The organism is Pseudomonas songnenensis, assembly GCF_003696315.1.
Classification (GTDB): Bacteria; Pseudomonadota; Gammaproteobacteria; order Pseudomonadales; family Pseudomonadaceae; genus Stutzerimonas; species Stutzerimonas songnenensis.
On record NZ_RFFN01000005.1, the window covers coordinates 125,599 to 147,068 of the forward strand.

The 21,470-nt window shown below is 57.5% G+C and carries 24 protein-coding genes and 1 other RNA gene; 16 read left to right on the plus strand and 9 right to left on the minus strand.

Going from position 1 to position 21,470, the window contains the following annotated elements; genetic code table 11:
* Positions 1-21: 21 nt before the first annotated feature.
* The 3 genes from EA798_RS14585 to EA798_RS14595 form a co-directional block, all read right to left on the minus strand.
* Positions 22-1,020, minus strand: a complete 999-nt coding sequence (locus EA798_RS14585; protein WP_122099407.1) for an acyltransferase family protein — start codon at positions 1,018-1,020, stop codon at positions 22-24.
* Complete coding sequence (locus EA798_RS14590; protein WP_167462958.1) at positions 1,017-2,201, minus strand: serine hydrolase domain-containing protein; 1,185 nt, start codon at positions 2,199-2,201, stop codon at positions 1,017-1,019. Before EA798_RS14590 ends, EA798_RS14585 begins: the two co-directional genes overlap by 4 nt.
* Before the next feature lie 90 nt (positions 2,202-2,291).
* Positions 2,292-2,771 carry a pilin gene (locus tag EA798_RS14595; protein WP_122099409.1) on the minus strand — a complete coding sequence of 160 codons (480 nt, stop codon included), beginning with the start codon at positions 2,769-2,771 and terminating at the stop codon, positions 2,292-2,294.
* Between the two features lie 310 nt (positions 2,772-3,081).
* On the opposite strand from EA798_RS14595, the gene pilB reads away from it, so the two are divergent.
* From pilB to yacG, 5 genes are all read left to right on the plus strand, one after another.
* On the plus strand, positions 3,082-4,785 hold the full coding sequence (pilB, locus tag EA798_RS14600; RefSeq protein ID WP_122099410.1) for a type IV-A pilus assembly ATPase PilB: 1,704 nt from the start codon (positions 3,082-3,084) through the stop codon (positions 4,783-4,785).
* A 2-nt stretch (positions 4,786-4,787) separates the two neighbouring features.
* On the plus strand, positions 4,788-6,005 hold the full coding sequence (locus EA798_RS14605) for a type II secretion system F family protein (protein ID WP_122099411.1): 1,218 nt from the start codon (positions 4,788-4,790) through the stop codon (positions 6,003-6,005).
* 2 nt (positions 6,006-6,007) lie between these two features.
* Complete coding sequence (locus tag EA798_RS14610) at positions 6,008-6,877, plus strand: prepilin peptidase (protein WP_122099412.1); 870 nt, start codon at positions 6,008-6,010, stop codon at positions 6,875-6,877.
* A 143-nt stretch (positions 6,878-7,020) separates the two neighbouring features.
* Positions 7,021-7,629 carry a dephospho-CoA kinase gene (gene coaE, locus EA798_RS14615; RefSeq protein WP_122099413.1) on the plus strand — a complete coding sequence of 203 codons (609 nt, stop codon included), beginning with the start codon at positions 7,021-7,023 and terminating at the stop codon, positions 7,627-7,629.
* On the plus strand, positions 7,626-7,820 hold the full coding sequence (yacG, locus tag EA798_RS14620; protein ID WP_122099414.1) for a DNA gyrase inhibitor YacG: 195 nt from the start codon (positions 7,626-7,628) through the stop codon (positions 7,818-7,820). The genes coaE and yacG overlap by 4 nt, the downstream gene beginning before the upstream one ends.
* A 33-nt stretch (positions 7,821-7,853) precedes the next feature.
* Here yacG and EA798_RS14625 read toward each other — a convergent pair whose 3' ends face one another.
* Both EA798_RS14625 and EA798_RS14630 read right to left on the minus strand, forming a co-directional pair.
* Positions 7,854-8,531: an energy-coupling factor ABC transporter permease gene (locus tag EA798_RS14625; RefSeq protein WP_106155707.1), complete on the minus strand. Its 678-nt coding sequence runs from the start codon at positions 8,529-8,531 to the stop codon at positions 7,854-7,856.
* Positions 8,532-8,600: 69 nt separating this feature from the next.
* Positions 8,601-9,638 carry an NADP(H)-dependent aldo-keto reductase gene (locus tag EA798_RS14630; RefSeq protein WP_122099415.1) on the minus strand — a complete coding sequence of 346 codons (1,038 nt, stop codon included), beginning with the start codon at positions 9,636-9,638 and terminating at the stop codon, positions 8,601-8,603.
* 435 nt (positions 9,639-10,073) lie between these two features.
* Here EA798_RS14630 and rplM point away from each other — a divergent pair, with 435 nt between their 5' ends.
* The 7 genes from rplM (at position 10,074) to EA798_RS14665 (ending at position 14,873) form a co-directional block, all read left to right on the plus strand.
* Positions 10,074-10,502 carry a 50S ribosomal protein L13 gene (gene rplM / locus EA798_RS14635; RefSeq protein WP_015278003.1) on the plus strand — a complete coding sequence of 143 codons (429 nt, stop codon included), beginning with the start codon at positions 10,074-10,076 and terminating at the stop codon, positions 10,500-10,502.
* A 14-nt stretch (positions 10,503-10,516) separates the two neighbouring features.
* The gene (rpsI, locus tag EA798_RS14640) at positions 10,517-10,909 is read left to right on the plus strand and encodes a 30S ribosomal protein S9 (protein WP_003302797.1); all 393 of its coding nucleotides are present in this window, start codon (positions 10,517-10,519) and stop codon (positions 10,907-10,909) included.
* Between the two features lie 255 nt (positions 10,910-11,164).
* Entirely contained in the window at positions 11,165-11,758 is a 594-nt protein-coding gene (gene petA / locus EA798_RS14645; RefSeq protein ID WP_106155705.1) for a ubiquinol-cytochrome c reductase iron-sulfur subunit, read from the plus strand.
* Positions 11,758-12,969, plus strand: coding sequence for a cytochrome b (locus tag EA798_RS14650; protein WP_106155704.1), 1,212 nt, complete (start codon positions 11,758-11,760; stop codon positions 12,967-12,969). The genes petA and EA798_RS14650 overlap by 1 nt, the downstream gene beginning before the upstream one ends.
* Positions 12,969-13,748: a cytochrome c1 gene (locus EA798_RS14655; RefSeq protein ID WP_122099416.1), complete on the plus strand. Its 780-nt coding sequence runs from the start codon at positions 12,969-12,971 to the stop codon at positions 13,746-13,748. The genes EA798_RS14650 and EA798_RS14655 overlap by 1 nt, the downstream gene beginning before the upstream one ends.
* 88 nt (positions 13,749-13,836) lie before the next feature.
* Positions 13,837-14,454 (plus strand): glutathione S-transferase N-terminal domain-containing protein, encoded by a 618-nt coding sequence (locus EA798_RS14660; protein WP_122099417.1) that lies wholly within the window; start codon positions 13,837-13,839, stop codon positions 14,452-14,454.
* Between the two features lie 14 nt (positions 14,455-14,468).
* Positions 14,469-14,873 (plus strand): ClpXP protease specificity-enhancing factor, encoded by a 405-nt coding sequence (locus EA798_RS14665; protein WP_106155701.1) that lies wholly within the window; start codon positions 14,469-14,471, stop codon positions 14,871-14,873.
* A 50-nt stretch (positions 14,874-14,923) separates the two neighbouring features.
* Here EA798_RS14665 and EA798_RS14670 read toward each other — a convergent pair whose 3' ends face one another.
* From EA798_RS14670 to EA798_RS14685, 4 genes are all read right to left on the minus strand, one after another.
* Complete coding sequence (locus tag EA798_RS14670) at positions 14,924-15,499, minus strand: BON domain-containing protein (RefSeq protein ID WP_122099418.1); 576 nt, start codon at positions 15,497-15,499, stop codon at positions 14,924-14,926.
* Entirely contained in the window at positions 15,496-16,089 is a 594-nt protein-coding gene (locus EA798_RS14675; protein ID WP_122099419.1) for a phosphoheptose isomerase, read from the minus strand. The genes EA798_RS14670 and EA798_RS14675 overlap by 4 nt, the downstream gene beginning before the upstream one ends.
* Before the next feature lie 107 nt (positions 16,090-16,196).
* A complete protein-coding gene (locus EA798_RS14680; RefSeq protein WP_122099420.1) occupies positions 16,197-16,559 on the minus strand; it encodes a YraN family protein in 363 nt (120 codons plus the stop codon).
* Positions 16,559-18,361 carry a penicillin-binding protein activator gene (locus EA798_RS14685; protein WP_122099421.1) on the minus strand — a complete coding sequence of 601 codons (1,803 nt, stop codon included), beginning with the start codon at positions 18,359-18,361 and terminating at the stop codon, positions 16,559-16,561. The genes EA798_RS14680 and EA798_RS14685 overlap by 1 nt, the downstream gene beginning before the upstream one ends.
* Before the next feature lie 117 nt (positions 18,362-18,478).
* Here EA798_RS14685 and rsmI point away from each other — a divergent pair, with 117 nt between their 5' ends.
* The 4 genes from rsmI (at position 18,479) to rsmH (ending at position 21,469) form a co-directional block, all read left to right on the plus strand.
* Positions 18,479-19,342: a 16S rRNA (cytidine(1402)-2'-O)-methyltransferase gene (gene rsmI, locus EA798_RS14690; protein ID WP_122099422.1), complete on the plus strand. Its 864-nt coding sequence runs from the start codon at positions 18,479-18,481 to the stop codon at positions 19,340-19,342.
* A gap of 72 nt (positions 19,343-19,414) precedes the next feature.
* Positions 19,415-19,774, plus strand: an RNA gene (rnpB, locus tag EA798_RS14695) — RNase P RNA component class A.
* Between the two features lie 295 nt (positions 19,775-20,069).
* Positions 20,070-20,525 carry a division/cell wall cluster transcriptional repressor MraZ gene (gene mraZ / locus EA798_RS14700; protein ID WP_003281171.1) on the plus strand — a complete coding sequence of 152 codons (456 nt, stop codon included), beginning with the start codon at positions 20,070-20,072 and terminating at the stop codon, positions 20,523-20,525.
* The gene (rsmH, locus tag EA798_RS14705) at positions 20,522-21,469 is read left to right on the plus strand and encodes a 16S rRNA (cytosine(1402)-N(4))-methyltransferase RsmH (RefSeq protein WP_122099423.1); all 948 of its coding nucleotides are present in this window, start codon (positions 20,522-20,524) and stop codon (positions 21,467-21,469) included. Before mraZ ends, rsmH begins: the two co-directional genes overlap by 4 nt.
* The last annotated feature ends 1 nt before the right edge of the window (position 21,470 follow it).

The window sequence follows — 21,470 nt, forward strand, 5'->3', positions numbered from 1 at the left end:
TTTTCAATCTCTCAGCAAACATCAGGCCAGGCCATTACGCTGCCTTGAAAAGTGAGATTGGTAAAAGCGACGCTCGAAGAGATAGTGGCTTAGCGCAGCCAACAACAGTCCTAATCCTCCGCCCAGCAATAGAATTTCCGGCCATTCCCAGCCATCTTTGTCCCTGACTAGGCGCATGATTGGGTAATGCCATAAATAGAGGCCGTAGGACATTCGCCCCAACCAGGCCAGAGGACTTCCGCCAAGCCAGGAGGGCTGCGCCGCTATCAATAGCGCTGCCCCAACTTCGACGATGGTGAAACCATACAAAACCGTTGGCATCCATATCGTGCTGAAGAAGGTCATCGAAACAAACAATATAGTTAGGCCAACTACCGCCCAGTAACGGTGAATGGTCACCCCTACGTATCCCAGTAAGCATCCAAGCAACAATCCACTGCAATGGGTTTCCGTGCGGGGATAAAAAGCCCATGCTGCTAGACCCACGCCGCCCCACCAGCGCAGAGCGGTAGCGAGCAAATAGAGTATGAAAATTAGTCCTATCGCTAAATGTCGGGGTAAGCGAAGCAAGCCCAGTAAAACTAGCGGCCAAAGCAGGTAGAACTGCATCTCCACCGCTAGGCTCCACACATGTCCCAGCACTGACACTGGCGCCCCCAGCACTGTGGCATAGTTCACAATATAAACGGCAGACAGGAGCGAATCGCGCAGGTGCTTGGAGAAGGCTACATCGGGAAACAGCCAAGGTGCTGTCAAGAGGTATGCCAGCAACATCACCAGTAATGCCGGCAATAGACGACGCATGCGCCTAAGAATGAAGCGGTCAAGCGTCAAGCCGGTCTCCCGCGCATGTTCATTCACGAGCAAGCGGGTAATTAGGTACCCAGACAGCACGAAAAATACATCAACGCCAAAAAAGCCACCCGGCAGCCCTGGGAGATGGGCGTGATAGGCCACCACTGTTAATGCCGCTAGCGCACGGATGCCGTCGAGCGGTGGACTATAAGCTTGAGCCCTCATTGCGGTACCCTCGATGCATAGAAGGCGTTCAACTCCCGATAGAGGAATTGGGTCATAGAGTCGGTCGAACTTCCCTTGTGTCTCATGCCATTGCCGACCCAGACTGTGACGCCTCCATGATTGTCAAGAAGCAAGACGGACGGGCTGCCATACAGAAAACCTGGTTGAGCATGAAGCGTCAGCGTGCTGCCGGATTCTCGGTAGCTGAACACACCGTGACCATAACAACCCCGTAACCGGTTCGGCTCACAGATTTCCTCCGCAGCGGCATGTTCAACGGAGAACCCTCGCTGGTCACGCAGCGTCGCCCATAGAGACGCGAGCGCCGATGCGCTGCCAGAAAGACCCGCCGAAGACGACAGCGCTTGGAAGTCGAAATAGCGCCAGTAATCGTCACCGTAAAAGTTGCTATTGCGAAAGTCGTAGCTCACCTCGTCAGCGCGATACGGTCCGTCGACAAACCGTATATCTCGCGGTTGTAGGCCATACTCCCGCTCAATAAGTTGCCGGAACGGCTGTTCAGAAACCCGCTCTAGAACCATGGCTAACAAGCAGTAATTCAGGTTCGAGTAGGCATATCGCTCACCTGGTGCGAAGTCCAGTGTCACCTTTGTCAACGGTTCGGCGGTGTACGGGCACCAGGGTTTTCGATTTCTGACCACCATCGGATCTGTTGAGCGCAGGCGATCAAAACCGGCACTATGCCGGAGAAGATGTTCTATCGTCACTGATTGTAATCGGGTGTCAGTGATCGCCACGTCCGGTAGCAGCAAATCTAGAAGATGGTCATCCAGCGAAAGCCTACCGGTGCTTACTTGGCGCAGGACTGCGTCAGCGGTCAGTGCTTTGGTCATGCTGGCGTAGCGAAAGCGGCTTTCTTTAGTCACGCGGGAGGAAAGCAGGGGGATGCTATGCCAGCCGTAGTGGCATTCATGCAGCGTTCCGTCGGGTGTGACATGCGCCAACTGGCCGGATGGTGATGAGTTGTCGCGTAGTGAAAAGTTGGCAGCGGATGCCAGCCAGGCGGGCGCTCCGACGGAGCAGGAGAGAGATGGTGCCGTCAGCAGAGCCTGCGCTGGATAGAGAAAACGTAGTACCTGCTGGCGATCTCCGATCCAGAAATAAGCAGGCAGGCCCAGCAGCAGGCCTCCCGCCACGACCAGCCCTAGAAGGCGAATCACCCTGAAGCACATACTAAATACTCGAACTTAAAAAACCCGCCAATGGCGGGTTTTTTGATCAGATAACTGCGCTGGGTTTAGCTGCTACTCTCAACCCTCTCCACCTTCCTCGGCAGCGCATCCGGACGGACGGAACTTGTTCTCTACAGAAGTGGTGCAGCTCCAGGAGCCAGCGTTATCGGCGCTGTTATCAGCACGAGTCCAAGTCAAGTTCTCGCCACGGATAGCAGAAGAAGCGTTAGTGCCGAAGCTGGCTACGATGGAAGCAGAGCCGTCATCCAGATCGTAGGTAACCTCAAGGCCTTCTTGCTCACCCACGTCAACTCCACCTTCGCCGATGAGGTTGCTAAGCGCCCAGCCGATGTTGCAATCGTTTTCAGCTGTTCCGTCCATCATGCAGCTTTCTACGGCGGTCTTAATTGCGCCAGTTTCGCTCATAACACGGCTAACCTGCGATTTTCCAACGTAGTTCTGGTACTGCGGGATAGCGATAGCAGCCAGAATACCGATGATCGCTACCACTATCATCAGTTCGATTAGCGTGAAACCCTTTTGCATTTGAGCTTTCATTTGAATCTCCTTGAGTGTGAAGGCTTTGAGCCTGCTAGGGGTTTAGCAGTAGTCGTGCCAGCTTTTGCTGGTCGTGTTCGTCACACGACCATATGTGAGCTGTTTCAACTTATTTGTGGGCAAGATGCTGAGCCTGAAGAGGGACGCGCGTTCTTGCCAGCGGGCGCTCGTTGCAAAATTACCATGTTGGTCGATATTGGGCTTTTGCTTCGTGGCGTTTTGTGACCAATAGCGTCACCTCTGTGGTGGCGTTGTTTGCTCTCGCCGACATCTGCGCTATAAGGCGGGGACAGATTAGAGCGAGACCGCCATGAGCGATAATATTTCCCTTTCCGGCTTGGCCCGTCAGATGGTGCTGGCCGGTGCGCTGGACGAGAAGACGGCGCAGCAGGCGCAGGTGCAGGCTCTGCGCAGTAAGTCCTCTTTGGTCACCTACGTTGTACAGAATAAGCTTGCGACTGGTCGCGTGGTCGCGGAGGTGGCGTCCGAGCAGTTCGGTGTCGCGTTGCTCGATCTATCAGCAGTCGACAAGGATTCGCTGCCTAAAGATGTGGTCAGTGAGAAGCTGGCTCGTCAGCATCGTGTATTGCCTCTCTCCAAGCGTGGCAACAAGCTTTTCGTGGCCGTTTCTGATCCTGCTAATCACCAGGCTGTTACCGATATTCAGTTCAGTTCGGGCCTGAATACCGAAGCGATCCTGGTGGAGGACGACAAGCTGGGTCAGGCTATCGATGTATTTTTCGATAGTGGTTCGACGGGGCTGGAGGATTTGGGCGACATCGATCTCGACGGTGTGGATGTCGAGACTGCGTCAGATGATCCAAAAGGGGATGAAGGGGGCGGTGACGCTGATGACGCGCCAGTGGTGCGTTTTGTCAATAAGATGCTGCTCGATGCAATCCGAGGTGGCTCTTCCGATCTTCACTTTGAGCCCTACGAGAAGGCCTATAGGGTGAGGTTGCGTACCGATGGCATCCTGCATGAGGTTGCGCGGCCGCCGATACAGCTTGCGCCGCGCATTTCTGCGCGCCTCAAGGTGATGGCGGGGTTGGATATCTCCGAGCGACGCAAGCCGCAGGATGGTCGGATCAAGATGAAGATATCCAAGACCAAAGCCATTGATTTTCGGGTTAATACTCTGCCCACCCTGTGGGGCGAGAAGATCGTTATGCGTATTCTCGACCCATCCAGTGCGCAAATGGGAATTGATGCGTTGGGTTATGAGGTAGAGCAGAAAGACCTCTATATGAATGCGTTGCGACAACCGCAGGGTATGATCCTTGTGACCGGCCCAACCGGGTCGGGCAAGACGGTTTCGCTATACACCGGCCTTAATATCCTCAACACCGTGGATGTCAACATTTCCACAGCGGAGGATCCGGTGGAAATTAACCTTGAAGGCATCAACCAGGTTAATGTCAATCCCCGGCAGGGCATGGACTTCGCTCAGGCTCTGCGCGCGTTTCTGCGGCAAGACCCGGATATCATCATGGTGGGTGAAATCCGGGACTTGGAGACGGCGGAAATAGCCATCAAGGCCGCGCAGACTGGGCATATGGTGATGTCAACGCTGCATACCAATAGCGCCGCGGAAACCCTAACCCGTCTTCGTAATATGGGTGTGCCTGCTTTCAATATCGCTACCTCGGTGAACCTGATCATCGCGCAACGGCTGGCCCGGAAACTATGTGGTAGCTGCAAAAAAGAGGTCGATGTTCCAAGAGAGGCGCTGCTGCGAGAAGGTTTCCCTGTGGACAAGATAGGAACCTTCAAGATTTTTGGCCCGGTCGGGTGCGATAGCTGCAAGGGCGGCTACAAAGGGCGTGTCGGTATTTATGAAGTGGTTAAAAACACGCCGTCGCTGCAGCGGATTATCATGGAGGACGGAAATTCCATTGATATCTCTACCCAAATGCGTAAAGACGGCTACAACGACCTGCGAACCTCGGCATTGCTGAAGGCCATGCAGGGCGTGACTAGCCTCGAAGAAGTCAACCGGGTTACCAAGGATTAAGCATGGCGCAGAAAGCGATCAAGACTAGTACGTTCACTTGGGAGGGGACTGACCGAAAGGGTGGAAAGGTCAAGGGCGAGCTGAGTGGGGCGAACCCGGCGCTTGTAAAGGCACAGTTGCGCAAGCAGGGCATCAATCCACAGAAAGTACGCAAGAAGTCTCCTTCGCTTCTCGGCTCGGGGAAGAAAATCAAGCCGATGGACATCGCGTTGTTTACTCGGCAGATGGCAACGATGATGAAAGCTGGTGTTCCATTGCTGCAGTCCTTCGATATTATTGGTGAGGGCTTTGACAATCAGAACATGCGCAAGCTAGTGGATGACTTGAAGCAAGAGGTTGCTGCGGGTAATAGTTTTGCGACAGCATTGCGTAAAAAGCCTCAGTACTTTGACGATCTGTATTGCAACTTGGTTGACTCTGGGGAGCAGTCTGGTGCGCTTGAAACGTTGCTTGATCGTGTAGCGACATATAAGGAGAAAACGGAAGCGCTAAAGGCGAAGATCAAAAAAGCGATGAACTACCCAATCGCAGTTGTAGTGGTGGCTGTTATCGTTTCTGCAATCTTGCTAATAAAAGTGGTCCCGCAGTTTCAAGAGGTATTTTCCAATTTTGGCGCTGAATTGCCTGCTTTTACTTTGATGGTCATTACAATGTCTGAGGCTTTGCAAGAGTGGTGGTTCGTGGTTCTTGCAGGGTTGATTGGCGCTGGCTTTGCTTTCAAGGAGGCTCATAGGAGGTCGGAAAAATTTCGCAATTGGGTTGACCGTACGCTATTGAAACTCCCAATTGTCGGAGACATCATTTACAAATCGTCTATTGCCCGTTTTGCGCGCACTTTGGCAACCACTTTTGCTGCGGGCGTGCCGCTGGTAGATGCACTGGACTCCGTGGCTGGTGCGACGGGCAATGTGGTATTTCGGAGTGCGACGATGAAGGTGAAAAATGATGTATCAACGGGTATGCAGCTGAATTTTTCTATGCGCACCACTGGCGTCTTTCCCACAATGGCTGTCCAGATGACAGCGATTGGTGAGGAGTCCGGCTCTCTTGATGAGATGCTGGCGAAGGTGGCGACATTCTATGAAGACGAAGTCGACAATATGGTCGACGGGCTGACTGCTCTCATGGAGCCGATGATCATGGCGGTGCTGGGTGTGCTGGTCGGCGGTTTGATCATTGCCATGTACCTCCCGATTTTTCAATTGGGCGCTGTCGTTTAAATATGTTCTTGGTCGATTATTTGGCCAGCCACGTGCTGGCCTTTGTTTTGTCTGCCGCAGTGCTCGGCTTATTGGTTGGAAGCTTTCTAAATGTCGTAATTTACCGCCTGCCGATCATGATGCAGCGTGAGTGGCGTATGCAGGCACTTGAATATCTCGAGAGACCGGCGGAGCCTGCCGGTGAGCGCTTCAATCTGTTGCTGCCAAACTCCCGGTGTCCGCACTGTAATCACCAAATACGGTCTTGGGAGAATATCCCGCTAGTCAGCTGGTTGGCCCTGCGCGGCAAGTGCTCATCTTGTCGGGCACCAATTAGTTGTCGTTATCCATTGGTGGAGCTGGCTTGCGGATTATTGTCAGGCTATGTCGCTTGGCATTTCGGCTTCTCCTGGCAGGCCGGTGCAATGCTGATGCTGACCTGGGGTCTGCTGGCGATGAGCATGATCGATGTCGATCACCAATTGTTGCCAGACGTTTTGGTGCTGCCGCTATTGTGGCTTGGCCTTATCCTAAATAACTTCGGTTTATTCGTGCCGCTGGAGAGTGCGCTCTGGGGCGCGGTGGCGGGGTACCTGACTCTTTGGTCGGTGTACTGGCTGTTCAAGTTGGTCACCGGCAAAGAGGGTATGGGCTACGGTGACTTCAAGCTGCTGGCCATGCTTGGCGCCTGGGGCGGGTGGCAAGTACTGCCGCTGACTATCCTGTTGTCTTCGGTTGTTGGTGCTGTGCTTGGTAGCATCCTCCTGCGAATGCAGCGTGCAGAAAGCAATACGCCGATTCCTTTCGGTCCATACCTGGCTATCGCAGGCTGGATTGCATTGCTTTGGGGTGATTGGATTACGCAAAGCTACCTGCAGTTTGCGCGCTTCTGACCCCTGTCATGTTGGCTGGCGCATGTGCGGCCTGTTTGTATGAGTCAGGCTACCGTCTTTATAGCCTACCTATAGGCTTGCGCTTCCTCCTCTGAGTGGTTACTACTGCTCGTCCTGTTTCTTGGCTAGGGTGCGGTTGACGGATGAAGCCCTGGATTCTCGGGTTGACTGGCGGTATCGGTAGTGGAAAGACCGCGGTTGCAGATCGGTTCGCCAGCCTGGGCGTGCATGTGGTCGATGCGGACCAGGCTGCCCGCTGGGTGGTTGAGTCTGGGCGGCCGGCCCTGCAGCAGATTGTTGAGCGCTTTGGTCAAGAGGTCTTGCTGCAGAGCGGTGAGCTGGACCGCGCTGGGTTGCGTCAGAAAGTATTCGCTGACGGGGCCGAGCGTCAGTGGCTCGAAAAGCTCCTGCATCCTTTGATTCGCGCCGAGGTCGCCCGGCATCTCGCCCTGGCCGAATCGCCTTACGCCATCATGGTCTCTCCGCTGCTTGTCGAGTCCGGGCAGTATCGTCAGGTCGGTCGAGTGCTGGTCGTGGATGTGCCAGAGTCGCTCCAGATCGCACGCACGACGGCCCGAGATCAGGCCAGCGAGGAGCAGGTGCGCGCCATTCTCAATGCTCAGGCTCAGCGTGAAGAGCGCTTGAAGCATGCCGATGACGTGCTTGTGAATGATCGCGATCTGTCTTGGCTCGCGGCTGAGGTCGAGCGTTTGCACCGTTTTTATCTGACATTGCGAGGAGCTCAGAAATGACCGCAACAGTTGAGTGCCCCACCTGCAGGGCGCCAGTAGAGTGGGGGCCGCGGAGTCCGAACCGGCCATTTTGCTCCGAACGCTGCAAGCTGATTGATCTGGGCGCCTGGGCTGCAGAAGCGCATGCCATTCCGGGAAACGAGCTGGAGGACGATTTGTTTTCGGGTGACATGCCCCCGCGTGAGCACTAGGTTTCCTTTGCAGGGCTCGCCTGCGTCCCTTCGTTACTCCTCTTTCCAGGGCGCCTGCAGGTACCGGCTCTGGTTGAAGCTTTCCATCCAGTCTGGGTAGAAGACCACCAGTGCTGTGATCGCCGTGCCGTTGATAAAGGCCTCGGGGAACATTACCAGCCAGATGTACCCTGCGAAGTCTTCCAGCCATGGCGGCATCGGAAAGCGGCCATCGAATAGCAGTACGCCCAGCGATGCGAGAATGCACGCCAGCGCAGCGAGTGCTGCGGGAAAGAAACCGGCAAAGAATATGAACACGAACAGGTTGCGTGGCTGGGCCCGCTCCACCAGGCGGGCGCAAATGACCGTAACCATCACCGGGATCAGTACCAGCAGAATGCCGTTTATGCCGAGTGCAGCGAGATGTTGATGGCCGGTCAGCGTCAAGCCGAGCTGTGCGGCGAGGGCGGCCAGAATGGCTAGCGGCCAGTCCAGCAAAAGCGTGACGGCTGTCAGGCCTATAAAGTGAAAGGATAGGCCTGAGTCGAAGTCCCGTCGGACGAGCCAGAGCAAGAAAACGGACAGCATTGCGCCGCACAGAAGATGCTGCCGGCGCGTATCGCTGAATAGTTCCACCCATGGCGCTCGCCATGCGGCCCATATCAGCGCAGCTGCGTAGATCATCCAGCCTATTGAGAGCGTGGCGGGGGCAAGCAGGTGTGAGGCAATCATCCTTACGGTCCTTTGCGCTGATGTGCGTGTGACGGGTGTATGGGTGGTGAGTCTGGTTAGGTGAGCGAATCAGGGCGCTGGATTTGGATGCTTCGTGTGAATGCTCTCGATTTCGGACAGTACTTCGCTCGATAGCTTCAGCTTGGAGCTATTGATGTTGGACTCAAGCTGCTCCACTGTCGTGGCGCCGATGATGTTGCTGGTGACGAAGGGCTGCGCTGTCACGTAGGCGAGTGCCATTTGTGCTGGATCCAGCCCATGTTTTCGGGCAACTGCAATATAGCCGGAGCAGGCAGCTCGTGCTTGAGCGTTGTTATAGCGAGCAAAGCGCTGAAAAAGCGTGAGGCGCGCGTTGGCGGGGCGTGCGCCGTCCTCGTATTTGCCGCTGAGCATGCCGAATGCCAGCGGTGAGTACGCGAGTAGGCCGCACTGCTCACGAATGCTAATTTCTGCCAGGCCAACCTCGAAGCTGCGGTTTAGCAGGTTATAAGGGTTCTGTATCGAGACTGCGCGCGGCCAGCCGCGAGCTTCGGCTAGTTGCAGAAACTTCATCAGACCCCAGGGGGTTTCATTGGATAACCCGATGTGGCGAATCCTGCCGGCTCTAACTTCGTCATCCAGCGCTTCCAGTGTTTCTTCGAGCGGGGTGAAGTCGTCTTCCTGATGGCGATAGCCCAGCTGTCCGAAGAAGTTGGTGCTGCGTTCAGGCCAGTGCAGTTGGTAAAGATCGATCCAGTCGGTCTGCAGTCGACGGAGGCTCTCGTCCAGTGCGGAGCGGATATGCGCGCGATTGAACTTGAGGCGTCCGTCGCGAATGTGACTTATGCCGTTGCCGGGGCCGGCTATCTTCGTTGCGAGGACCCAGTCGGATCGGCCGCCGCGCGTCTTGAAATAGTTGCCAATATAGTGCTCGGTGGTGGCATAGGTTTCACGGCGAGGTGGTACCGGGTACATCTCGGCCGTATCTAAGAAGTTGATGCCAGCGGCTTTCGCTTGGTCAATCTGGGCGAATGCATCGGTTTGGTCATTCTGCTCGCCCCATGTCATTGTGCCCAGGCAAAGCGAGCTAACTTTCAGGTCCGTGCGGCCTAGTGGACGAAACTCCATCGGATACCTCGTGCGGAAGGGTGCAAGTACGCAGAAGCTTAACGAAGATAAGCTGGTTCCGGTCATGAGAGTAGCGGGGCGTATCGAAGTGCCCGGGTGGTTACAGCGAGGAGGGGGCTGGGGTTCGGCGGTTGCGAGTGAGCACCGAGGTAACTGAGTAGCGATGTCCGTGATGCCGGCTCGACGACTCGCAAATGTTGGTTGCTATTTTTCTGCCAATCAGGATAATTCCGCAGCCTGTCGGCGGGGATGCCTAGCCTGTCGACGCAAGTCAAAGGTAGGGGATGCCTAGCCTACCGAATAATTGCCGTAGCGGACGCGCTGACCCGAGCCCCCGATAGCGTCTGTTTCCGGCTGCCCTGGTCTTGCCAGGGCGAGCACCATTCAGTAAGATTCGCCGTCTTATTTTCAGGGCGGCCCCTGAGGCTATAACGAATGAAGACATTTACTGCTAAACCGGAAACCGTCAAGCGCGACTGGTTCGTCGTCGACGCTGCCGGCCAGACCCTGGGTCGTCTGGCAACCGAAATCGCTAGCCGCCTGCGTGGCAAGCACAAGCCCGAATACACCCCTCACGTAGATACCGGCGATTACATCGTTGTGATCAATGCTGAGCAAGTGCGTGTTACCGGTGCCAAGACCACCGACAAGATGTACTACTCTCACTCCGGTTTCCCGGGTGGCATCAAGTCGATCAACTTCGAGAAGTTGATTGCCAAGGCGCCCGAGCGTGTGATCGAGACTGCGGTCAAAGGCATGCTGCCGAAGAATCCGCTGGGTCGCGACATGTATCGTAAGCTGAAGGTGTACAAGGGTGCCAATCACCCGCACACCGCTCAGCAGCCCCAAGAACTGAAGATTTAACGGAATAGTTCATTATGTCGGCGACTCAAAATTACGGCACTGGCCGTCGCAAGACTGCAACCGCGCGCGTTTTCCTGCGTCCGGGTACTGGCAAGATCTCCATCAACAACCGTGAGCTGGATAACTTCTTCGGTCGCGAAACCGCCCGCATGGTCGTTCGTCAGCCGCTGGAGCTGACCGAGACTGTCGAGAAGTTCGATATCTACGTCACCGTTCTGGGTGGTGGTGTCAGTGGTCAGGCTGGTGCGATCCGTCACGGTATCACTCGCGCTCTGATCTCGTATGACGAGACCCTGCGTAGCCCGCTGCGCAAGGCCGGATTCGTCACTCGCGATGCTCGTGAAGTTGAACGTAAGAAGGTCGGTCTGCGTAAAGCACGCAAGCGTCCGCAGTACTCCAAGCGCTAATTCGCGCTTTCAAAAGAAACGCCCAGTTTCGTTCGGAGCTGGGCGTTTTTTTTGGGCTGTGATTTATGGTGGTGCGACAGTGTGTCGCGCATTGGAGGGCCTGGTCTGTCTAGGTGTTAGAGGCTTTGTGACTGCCTATTACCTTGTCAGAAGAGGGTCTTTTCTTTACCATTTGGCGAATTTTTCGCGGCTCAATTTTACGTAGTACATGCCTGCTTTAGGGCAGGCCATAAGAAGCTGATGGGAGACGACTGAATGAGCAATGACGGCGTGAATGCAGGCCGGCGTCGCTTCCTTGTGGCCGCCACTTCGGTGGTGGGTGCAGCAGGAGCGGTGGGTGCCGCGGTCCCGTTCGTGGGATCGTGGTTCCCGAGTGCCAAGGCCAAGGCTGCCGGTGCGCCGGTAAGGGTAAATATCAGCAAGATCGAGCCGGGGCAGCAGATGGTCGCCGAATGGCGCGGTCAGCCGGTATTTATCGTGCGTCGAACCGAAGAGATTCTCGGAAATCTGGAGAAAGTTGCTGGCCAGGTAGCTGATCCAGAGTCCAAGGCTTCTGAGCAGCCATCTTATGTCGATCCGAAGACTCGGGCTATTAAGCCGGAGCTTCTGGTGGTGGTTGGCCTCTGTACTCACCTTGGCTGCGCGCCGTCCTTCCGTCCTGAAGTGGCTGCGGCCGATCTTGGCGCTGACTGGCTCGGTGGTTATTTCTGCCCCTGCCACGGTTCCAAATACGATATGGCCGGTCGTGTCTACAAGGCACAGCCAGCTCCCTTGAACCTGCCGGTGCCCCCGCACTCGTACGAGACCGATAGTGTAATCATCATCGGTGTGGACCAGGAGAACGCCTGATGAGCAAGTTCATGGAATGGGTTGACGCCCGCTTCCCCGCTACAAAAATGTGGGAAGACCATCTTTCCAAGTATTACGCGCCCAAGAACTTCAATGTGCTGTACTTCTTCGGTTCGCTGGCGCTGCTGGTTCTCGTCAACCAGATCCTGACCGGTATCTGGCTGACCATGAGCTACGAGCCGTCCGCTGAAGGTGCTTTCGCCTCCGTCGAATACATCATGCGCGACGTTGAATACGGCTGGATTCTGCGCTATCTGCACTCCACCGGTGCCTCGGCATTCTTCGTGGTGGTCTACCTGCACATGTTCCGCGGCATCCTCTACGGCTCCTACCAGAAGCCGCGTGAGCTGGTGTGGATCTTCGGCATGATGATCTACCTGGCGCTGATGGCCGAGGCCTTCATGGGCTACCTGCTGCCGTGGGGCCAGATGTCCTACTGGGGTGCCCAGGTGATCATCTCGCTGTTCGGTGCCATCCCGGTTATCGGTGCGGACCTGACCCAGTGGATCCGTGGTGACTACCTGATCTCGGGCATCACCCTTAACCGCTTCTTCGCCCTGCATGTCGTTGCCCTGCCGATCGTCATCCTCGGCCTGGTCGTCCTGCACATCCTTGCGCTGCACGAGGTTGGCTCGAACAACCCGCTGGGCGTGGACATCAAGAAGTCCAAAGACGAAAACGGCGTACCGCTGGACGGCATCCCCTTCCACCCGTACTACACCGTGAAGGATATCGTCGGTGTCGTGGTGTTCCTGTTTGTCTTCTGCGCTGTGGTGTTCTTCTTCCCTGAGATGGGCGGCTACTTCCTCGAGAAGCCAAACTTCGAAGTGGCGAATGCTTTCAAGACGCCTGAGCACATTGCGCCCGTCTGGTACTTCACGCCGTTCTACGCGATCCTGCGCGCAGTACCCGACAAGCTGCTCGGCGTGATCGCCATGGGTGCTGCCATCGCCGTGCTGTTCGTGTTGCCTTGGCTGGACCGTAGCCCGGTCAAGTCCATGAAGTACAAGGGCTGGATGAGCAAGATTGCGCTGCTGCTGTTCTGCATCTCGTTCGTCATCCTGGGCGTACTGGGCGTGCTGTCTCCGACTCCGGGGCGCACCCTGCTGTCGCAGGTCTGTACGGCAATCTACTTCGGATACTTCATCCTGATGCCGTTCTACACCAAGCTCGAGAAGACCAAAGTGGTTCCGCAAAGGGTGGATGGCTGATGAAAAAGCAACTTGCTGCATTGATTCTTGCAATTTTGCCGGCCTTTACCTTCGCGGCTGGTCCGGCGGTGCAGTTGGATAAGGTTGATATCGACCTGACTGACAAGGCTGCCAAGCAGGATGGCCTGAAGACTTTCGCCAACTACTGCATGGGTTGTCATAGCGCGCAGTACCAGCGTTATGAGCGTGTTGCCACTGATCTCGGCATTTCCGAAGAAGTCATGATGGATAACATCGTCTTCGCCGATGCCAAGTTTGGCGATCACATGAAGATCGGCATGAAAGCCGAGGACGCCAAGGTCTGGTTTGGCGCTGCGCCCCCCGATCTGACACTGGTTGCTCGCGTTCGTGGCAATGACTGGCTGTACTCGTATATGCGTAGCTTCTACGAAGACCCAGCTCGTCCCTACGGCGTGAACAATACGGTTTTCCCGAACGTAGGTATGCCGCACGTGCTGGCTCCTCTTCAGGGGCGTCGTGTCGTTGGTTGCAAGCAGGTCCAGGTCGTCGAAAACGGTCGCAAGCAGTTCGATCCGCTGACTGGCACGCCAATTACCCAAGAGGCGTGTGATCAGATGGTGGTCGAGCCTGGTACTGGTTCACTGTCCGAGGCTGAGTACGACGAGAAGATCAAGAATCTGGTGACCTTCCTCGCCTATTCGGCTAATCCGGTCAAGCTGGAAAGTCAGCGTATCGGCACCTATGTGCTGCTGTTCCTGGCTGTGTTCTTCGTGTTCGCTTACCTGCTCAAGCGTGAGTATTGGAAAGACGTTCACTAAGCGCTTCGATTCAATTCGCTGTACCTTGCGCGCGCCCCATGGGCGCGCGTGTTTTTTCTGCCTCAGATAAAAGAGTGAGGAAGGACCTATGGCTACAACCAATCGGTTGGGCTGCTATTCCGATCCTGCCGACCACTACTCCCACCGTGTTCGTCTCGTGCTCGCCGAGAAGGGCGTCAGCGTCGACATCCTCGATGTCGAGGCGGGGCAGTGTCCAGTCAAGCTGGCGGAAGTGAATCCATATGCCACCGTTCCGACGCTGGTAGATCGCGATCTGGCGCTCTACGAGCCGGGCGTGATCCTAGAGTATCTGGAGGAGCGTTACCCGCATCCTCCGTTGCTGCCGGTGTATCCGGTCGCCCGGGCGAACACGCGTTTGCTGGTTCATCGCATTCAGCGTGATTGGTGTTCGCTGGCCGATCGGATTCTCGATCAGCGCACGGCGGAATCAGGGCGTGTGCAGGCGCGCAAGGAGCTTCGCGAAAGCCTTACCGGCGTGTCGCCGATATTCGCGGAGAAACCGTACTTCATGAGTGACGAGATGAGCCTCGTAGACTGCTGCCTGTTGCCTATCCTCTGGCGTTTGCCCAGACTCGGTATCGAGTTGCCGCGAGCTGCCAAGCCGCTGCTGGATTACATGGAGCGCAATTTCGCCCGCGAGGCTTTCCAGGCCAGTCTTTCCGCGGTCGAGCGCAGCATGCGTTGAGAGAGGATGTGTTCATGAATTCAAGTCGCCCGTATCTGGTCAGAGCGCTCTATGAGTGGATCGTCGACAACGATTGCACGCCGCACTTGCTGGTCAATGTTGACTACCCCGGGGTGCAGGTGCCCGCCGGTTTTGCGAGTGACGGCCAGATTGTGTTGAACGTTGCGCCAAGTGCGGTTCGCCACCTGCACATGGATAACGAAGCTATTAGCTTCGAGGGCCGTTTTGGCGGTATTTCGCATTCGCTGAACGTACCGTCTGCGGCGGTGATGGCTATTTATGCCAGAGAGAATGGCCAGGGTATGGTGTTCGAGATCGAGCCAACACCGCCGGAGGACGATTCGCCTACCAATAGCGGTGGTTCGGATGATGAGGGGCCACGACCGGGTGGCCGTCCGAGCTTGAAGGTGGTTAAGTAAGCGATCGACGCCCAGGTGGCTAACTTGCTGCCCGGGCGTCGGCAGCGGCCTCAGTCGATGTATTCGAACAGCTTGACGATCCGTTGCACGCCGGCAACGCCCTGAACGAGATTGGTTGCGCGGTTGCCTTCCTGGCGAGTAACCAGTCCCAGCAGGTAGACAATCCCGTTCTCCGTGATCACCTTGATTCTCGAGCCTGGCACGCTGTTGTCAGCGAGCATCTGGGTCTTGATCTTGGTGGTTAGCCAGGAATCGTTGCTGCGTGCCAGTGCCGAGGAGGGTGGCAGGATCTGCAGTTCGTTATGAACGCGCTTGACCCGCTGCACGCCGCTCGCCGCCCGCTCGGCCATTTCCTTTAGTTCTGCTCGTGGTGTTTGTCCGGCAAGAAGTACCACGCCGTTGTAACTGGCGACCACCACGTGCGAGCCCTGATCGAGATCCGGATGGGCCTTGGCGATATTGACTGCGGCCTTGGTCTCGATAAGAGAGTCATCAATCTTGCTGCCAATGGTGCGCGTGCCCCGATTGTCGGCAATTGGATCGTCGCGGGTCGCGGTCAGCACGGAGCTGCAGCCGCTGACAGCGATGCACAGCCCTAGGGTGAAAGCCAAGCGGAACGCGTTCATTCCTCACTCCCGAACAGTTGGTTGTCGATCAGGTCGCACAGGCAGTGAATCGCCAGCAGGTGCACTTCCTGGATGCGGGCGGTGACTTTGGCAGGCACGCGGATCTCCACGTCTTCAGGCAGTAGCAGGGAAGCCATTCCGCCACCGTCTCGACCGGTTAGCGCGACCACCACCATCTCGCGATCGTGAGCCGCCTGGATGGCCTGGATCACGTTGGCGGAGTTGCCGCTGGTAGAGATGGCCAGCAGCACGTCACCGGGTTGGCCGAGTGCGCGAATCTGTTTGGAAAATACTTCGTTGTAGCTGTAGTCATTGGCGATCGAGGTGATCGTTGAGCTATCGGTGGTCAAGGCAATGGCGGGCAGACTCGGGCGCTCGCGCTCGAAGCGATTGAGCAGCTCGGAGGAAAAATGCTGTGCATCGCCGGCGGAGCCGCCGTTACCGCAAGTGAGGATCTTGCCTTCACTCAGCAGTGCGTTGACCATCACCTGGCCGGCTTGCTCGATACTTGGCGCTAGCACTTCCATGGCATGTTGCTTGGTTTCAATGCTGGCCTGGAACAGCTGGCGGATTCGGGTTTGCATGTCCATTGGTGATCGACCTTCAAGTGGCAGGCGCGTCCGATGTCGATCGGGCGTTATGCTTGCGGTTCGCTAGGGCTGGCGGCCTCCAGCAGCGGTCGCTGCGGAATGATCGTTCAGCTGTCAAATGCGTTGCGGATCCAGTTCAGGTTCTCGGTTTGTCCGGCTGCTGCGATCGCGACGACGTCAAAGCGACAAGGGCTCCGCGCCCAGCGGCTTTCCTTCTGCAGAAACAATTGCGCGGTCTTTATCAGCTTGTGCTGCTTGCGCATATCGACGCTTTCGAGGGCGCCACCCCAGGCGGCGTGGCGTCTGTAGCGGACTTCGACGAATACTACTGTATCGCCGTCGAGCATGACCAGATCAAGCTCGCCGCTGCGACAGGACCAGTTGCGCTCGAGCAGTCGAAGCCCTTTGCTGCTGAGGTGATGCAGCGCAAGGGCTTCGGCAGAGCGTCCGCTGCTCTGGCTATCGCTCATTACTGCGCATCTTCCAGGCGCTCGACCGCGCCATCACGAAACTGCGCCCAGGGAAGCTGGCGTTCGATGCGCTGCTGGGGATTCAGGCTAAGGGTCCCGGATAGTCCGTTCAGCTGGGTATCGGGAAGTGCCAGCAGTTGATTCAGGCGTGGGGCCAGAAGGTAGGCGTCAGCGCCCATCGCATACAGGCGTCCAAGGCTCCCGCCCGCCTGCGGCCATTTCTGTTCGACTTCCTGGCGCAGCGGTAGTCTGTCGTCCAGCAACCAGGGTGTCTCTGCGAAGCGTATGCCTTCGAGGTCCAGATACTGGGTGCGGTCGTGGCTGGCCGAGTGCAGGTGTGAGGTGCCGTACACCGGAAGATCGCCCGCATATTGGAAGATCAGGGTGGGTCTGACCTGCTGGGCCTGCTGCGGCGTGGCGGCAAGAAAGATGAAATCGACGTCCTGGCGGCGTGTCGGTTGGCTGGCGGTTGAGGCGTCGGTAATGCTGCTGACTCGACCGGCACGATTCTCACTATTGCGAAGTTGCAGCAGGTCGGCGATCTGATTGGCAAGCTGCACGGGTTCGGCCAACGGCTCGGCTGCTACCAGGGTTCCGCCGGCCTCCTGCCAGCTCTGGCGGAACGCATCGAGAATGCGGCCACCCCAGTCGCCCCGGGGCGCCAGCGCGATCGCGCGGCGATGGCCGTCCGCCCAGGCGCGGCGGGCGACCTCGCGGGCTTCGTCTTCGGCGGCGAGCCCGAACTGGAAGAGCTGCGGTGGCGTGTGCTGCCCGGCGTCGCTGTAGTTCAGTGCCAATGTGGTGATAGGTAGCTGATCTCGCTCGGCGAGCTGACGAACCAGATCCTTCTCCAGGGGGCCTACCACTAATTGCACGCCAGCGGCCTGCGCCTTGCGATAGAAGTCATCGATGGAGGTCATGCGACTGCTGTCGTAAAGCTCGATATTCAGTGCCTGCCCAGCTTGTTGTGCGTGCAGATGGGCCGCCAGAAACCCGTCGCGCAATGCGCGGGCTACGCTCGCCAGCTGACCCTCCATGGGTAGCAGAAGGGCGACGTGATTCAAGGGCTGGTCGGCCAGCTCTCGTAGCTTCTGCAGGGGCTCTGGCAGCTGCTGTGCCGCAGGATGCTGCGGATGCTGTGCTATCCAGTCGTCCATTGCTCGTTGCTGCTGAGCGACCGTGCCTGCTCGCTTCAGTGAAAGCGCAAGCGCTTGCCACCCGGCGAGGTCTGCCTCCGCTGCGCTCTGCAACTGTTTTTCAGGTAGAGCGGAAATGAGTTTCCAGATGCTTTCGTGGTTCGCTCGGGCTTGCTCGCCGCTCAGCAAGGGGGCCGTGAAAACTCGTTCGCGTGCAGCCGCTAGGGGCTTGTTGGTTGCCTCCAGTGCTTCGGCGCGCACCAGTTGACTGCGAATCTGCTGCTCCACGGGTAGTTCGCCCAGGCGCTCGAACGATGGGTGTCGGAGTGCCTGCACGGCTCGCTCGGCTTCACCATCGGCAAGTGCAATCTCGGCCTGTAAGGTCAGTGCAAAAATCTGCTGCGCTGGCTTCAGCGCTTCCACTTGCACCTGTTCAAGAATGCTGCGGGCCTGAGCGTGATTGCCCTGTTGGACACTCTGGTCTGCCGCGGCCAGGCGCAGTTGAGCGGCTTGTTCGGGGTCGCTCTGGTCGGCCTTCTGCAGCAATTGCTGAGTCGAGGCCTGCGGAGTGCGGGGCAGTTCGCCAAGTGACGACGAGGGCGAGCTGGCGCAGGCCGCCAGCATGGCGGCGAGGCAGAGAAGGAGGAGTGGGCGTAAGCAGGCCATTGGTTGTTCGTTCCTGAAAGCACTGGCGGTGGATTGTACCCAAGCACTGGAGTGGCCGCGATGCTGCGGCGGTGAATCGGGCTACAATGCGCATTTCCGTGACGGAGGTAAGCCCTTGTGACTGCCAGCAATGGTGCGAATTCCGGGGTAGGTACGCTTTATGTCGTCGCTACGCCAATTGGCAATCTTGAGGACATCAGCGCCCGGGCGCTGCGCGTACTGAAAGAGGTGTCATTGATTGCTGCGGAAGACACCCGGCACTCGTCCCGTCTGCTTGCGCATTTTGGCATTCAGACGCCTCTGGCGGCCTGTCACGAGCACAACGAGCGTGAAGAGGGCGGGCGATTCCTCGGTCGGCTACAGGCCGGGGAGAACATTGCGCTGATTTCCGATGCGGGTACGCCTTTGATCTCTGATCCGGGCTATCACCTTGTGCGTCAGGCACGTGCTGCGGGTGTTGCCGTTGTTCCGGTGCCGGGCGCTTGCGCGCTGATCGCTGCGTTATCGGCGGCTGGCTTGCCATCGGATCGGTTCATTTTCGAAGGCTTCCTGCCTGCCAAGGCCGCCGCTCGCCGCGCCCGTCTGGAGACGCTGAAGGAAGAACCGCGCACGCTCATTTTCTATGAGGCGCCGCACCGGATACTCGAATCGCTCCGCGATTTCGAGGATGTATTCGGCGGAGGTCGAATCGCTGTGCTCGGGCGTGAGCTGACCAAAACGTTCGAAACGCTTAAGGGTCTGCCGCTGGGTCAACTGCGTGCCTGGGTCGAGGCTGACAGCAACCAGCAGCGTGGCGAATGCGTCGTCCTCGTTGAGGGTTGGCATGCGCCGCAGGATGAAAGTGCGGTGAGCGCAGAGTCACTTCGGGTGCTTGATCTGCTCCTGGCTGAAATGCCGCTCAAGCGGGCGGCAGCCATAGCGGCGGAGATCACCGGTGTGCGCAAGAACCTGCTCTACCAGGCGGCGCTGGAGCGGAAATAGATCGCGATTGGACTTGTGCTTGCGGGCAGCGTGCTTGCAGGTAGCGGCTCGCGACGATACTCTGACGCCTGGAGAGTCGATCGGACAGTCGCTGTCTCTTTTTGTTCCGGCAAGAAGGGAGGGAGGAAAGTCCGGGCTCCATAGGGCGAAGTGCCAGGTAACGCCTGGGAGGCGTGAGCCTACGGAAAGTGCCACAGAAAATAACCGCCTAAGCGCTTCGGCGCCGGTAAGGGTGAAAAGGTGCGGTAAGAGCGCACCGCACGGCTGGCAACAGTCCGTGGCTAGGTAAACCCCACTTGGAGCAAGACCAAATAGGGATCCATTGGCGTGGCCCGCGCTGGATCCGGGTAGGTTGCTAGAGGCAGTCAGTGATGGCTGTCGTAGAGGAATGGCTGTCCTCGACAGAACCCGGCTTACAGATCGACTCTCCTTCTTTACTTCCTTCCGTAAGACCCGTTTTTAATTCCGAAAGATTCTTGCTCTTAACAAAGTACTTTAACTTTGTTTCGTAAGTCCCTGCGCATCATGCCGGGCAACTTTCTGAGTTCCCCTCGATCTGTCCTTATCGCTCATTAGCGTCGCTAAATTGCCGCTCCGTAAGGCTTTTTCCCTTCCAGCTCGCCTTGACGGTGGGGCGGCTGCGTTTCTATAGTGCGCACAAGTGGTAGGAAGTGGCACAAAGTGGGTAAATATGGGCATGGATAGCTAATTCAGGGGAAGCGCAGCCGTGTTTCGCGGAGCTAACGCCATCAGTCTCGACGCCAAAGGCCGGCTAGCCATGCCCAGCCGGTATCGCGACGAGCTGAATTCCCGTGGCGATGGCCAGCTGATCATCACGATCGATGCCGTAGACCGCTGCCTTTGTATCTATCCCTTGCCCGAATGGGAGCTGATCGAAGCGAAACTTCGCGAGTTGCCCTCTCTTCGTGAGGAGGCACGCCGCCTGCAGCGGCTGCTGATAGGCAACGCGGTCGATCTCGAGATGGACGGCAGCGGTCGTGTGGTGGTGCCGCCACGTCTTCGCGAATACGCCCGGCTGGACAAGCGCGCGATGCTCGTCGGGCAACTGAACAAGTTTCAACTGTGGAACGAGGACGACTGGAACGCGATTTCTGACGCGGACCTGGCGGCCATCAAGCAACCCGGCGGTCTGCCGGAAGAACTACGTGACCTTATCCTGTGAGCCAGATCAGCAGCCTGCGACATATCACCGTGTTGCTCGACGAAGCCGTCGCGGCGCTGGGCGTACGTCCGGATGGGCGCTATCTGGATGGAACATTCGGTCGCGGCGGCCACAGCCGCTTGCTACTGCAGCAGCTCGGTCCTGATGGCCAATTGCTGGGTTTCGACAAGGACCCGTTAGCCATCGCTACGGGGCAAGCACTGGCGGCCGAGGACGGCCGCTTTGTCGTTGTACAGAGAAGTTTTGCCGAGCTGGGTGAAGAAGTCGCTCAACGCGGCTGGGCCGGGACTGTCAGTGGTGTTTTGCTGGATCTTGGTGTCTCGTCGCCTCAGCTGGATGATGCCGAGCGAGGGTTCAGTTTCCTCAATGATGGTCCGCTGGACATGCGTATGGACCCCAGTCGTGGTCTCAGCGCTGCGGAATGGATCGCCCAGGCCGACGAAGAAGAAATTGCCCGGGTATTCAAGGAGTACGGCGAAGAGCGTTTTGCCAAACGCATGGCGCGTGCCGTGGTGCAGCGCCGTGCGGAAGCACCGTTTGAGCGTACGGCTGATCTTGCCAAGGTGCTGACCGAGGCCAATCCCGCCTGGGAGAAGGGCAAGAATCCGGCAACGCGCGCCTTTCAAGGGTTGCGTATCTACATCAACAACGAGCTGGGCGATCTGGAGCGCGGCCTCGATGCTGCGTTGGAAGCGCTGGAGGTTGGCGGTCGGCTGGTCGTCATCAGCTTCCATTCGCTGGAGGATCGTATCGTCAAGCAGTTCATGCGCCGGCATGCCAAAGGGGAAGCGGACAAGTTGCCGCGCGATCTGCCAATCATCCCGAAAGCGTTCGAGCCTCGGCTGAAACTGCTCGGCAAGCCCCAGTACGCTTCGGACGCCGAGGTCAAGGCCAATCCGCGTTCTCGCAGCGCCGTGATGCGCGTGGCGGAGAAGCTACGGTGAG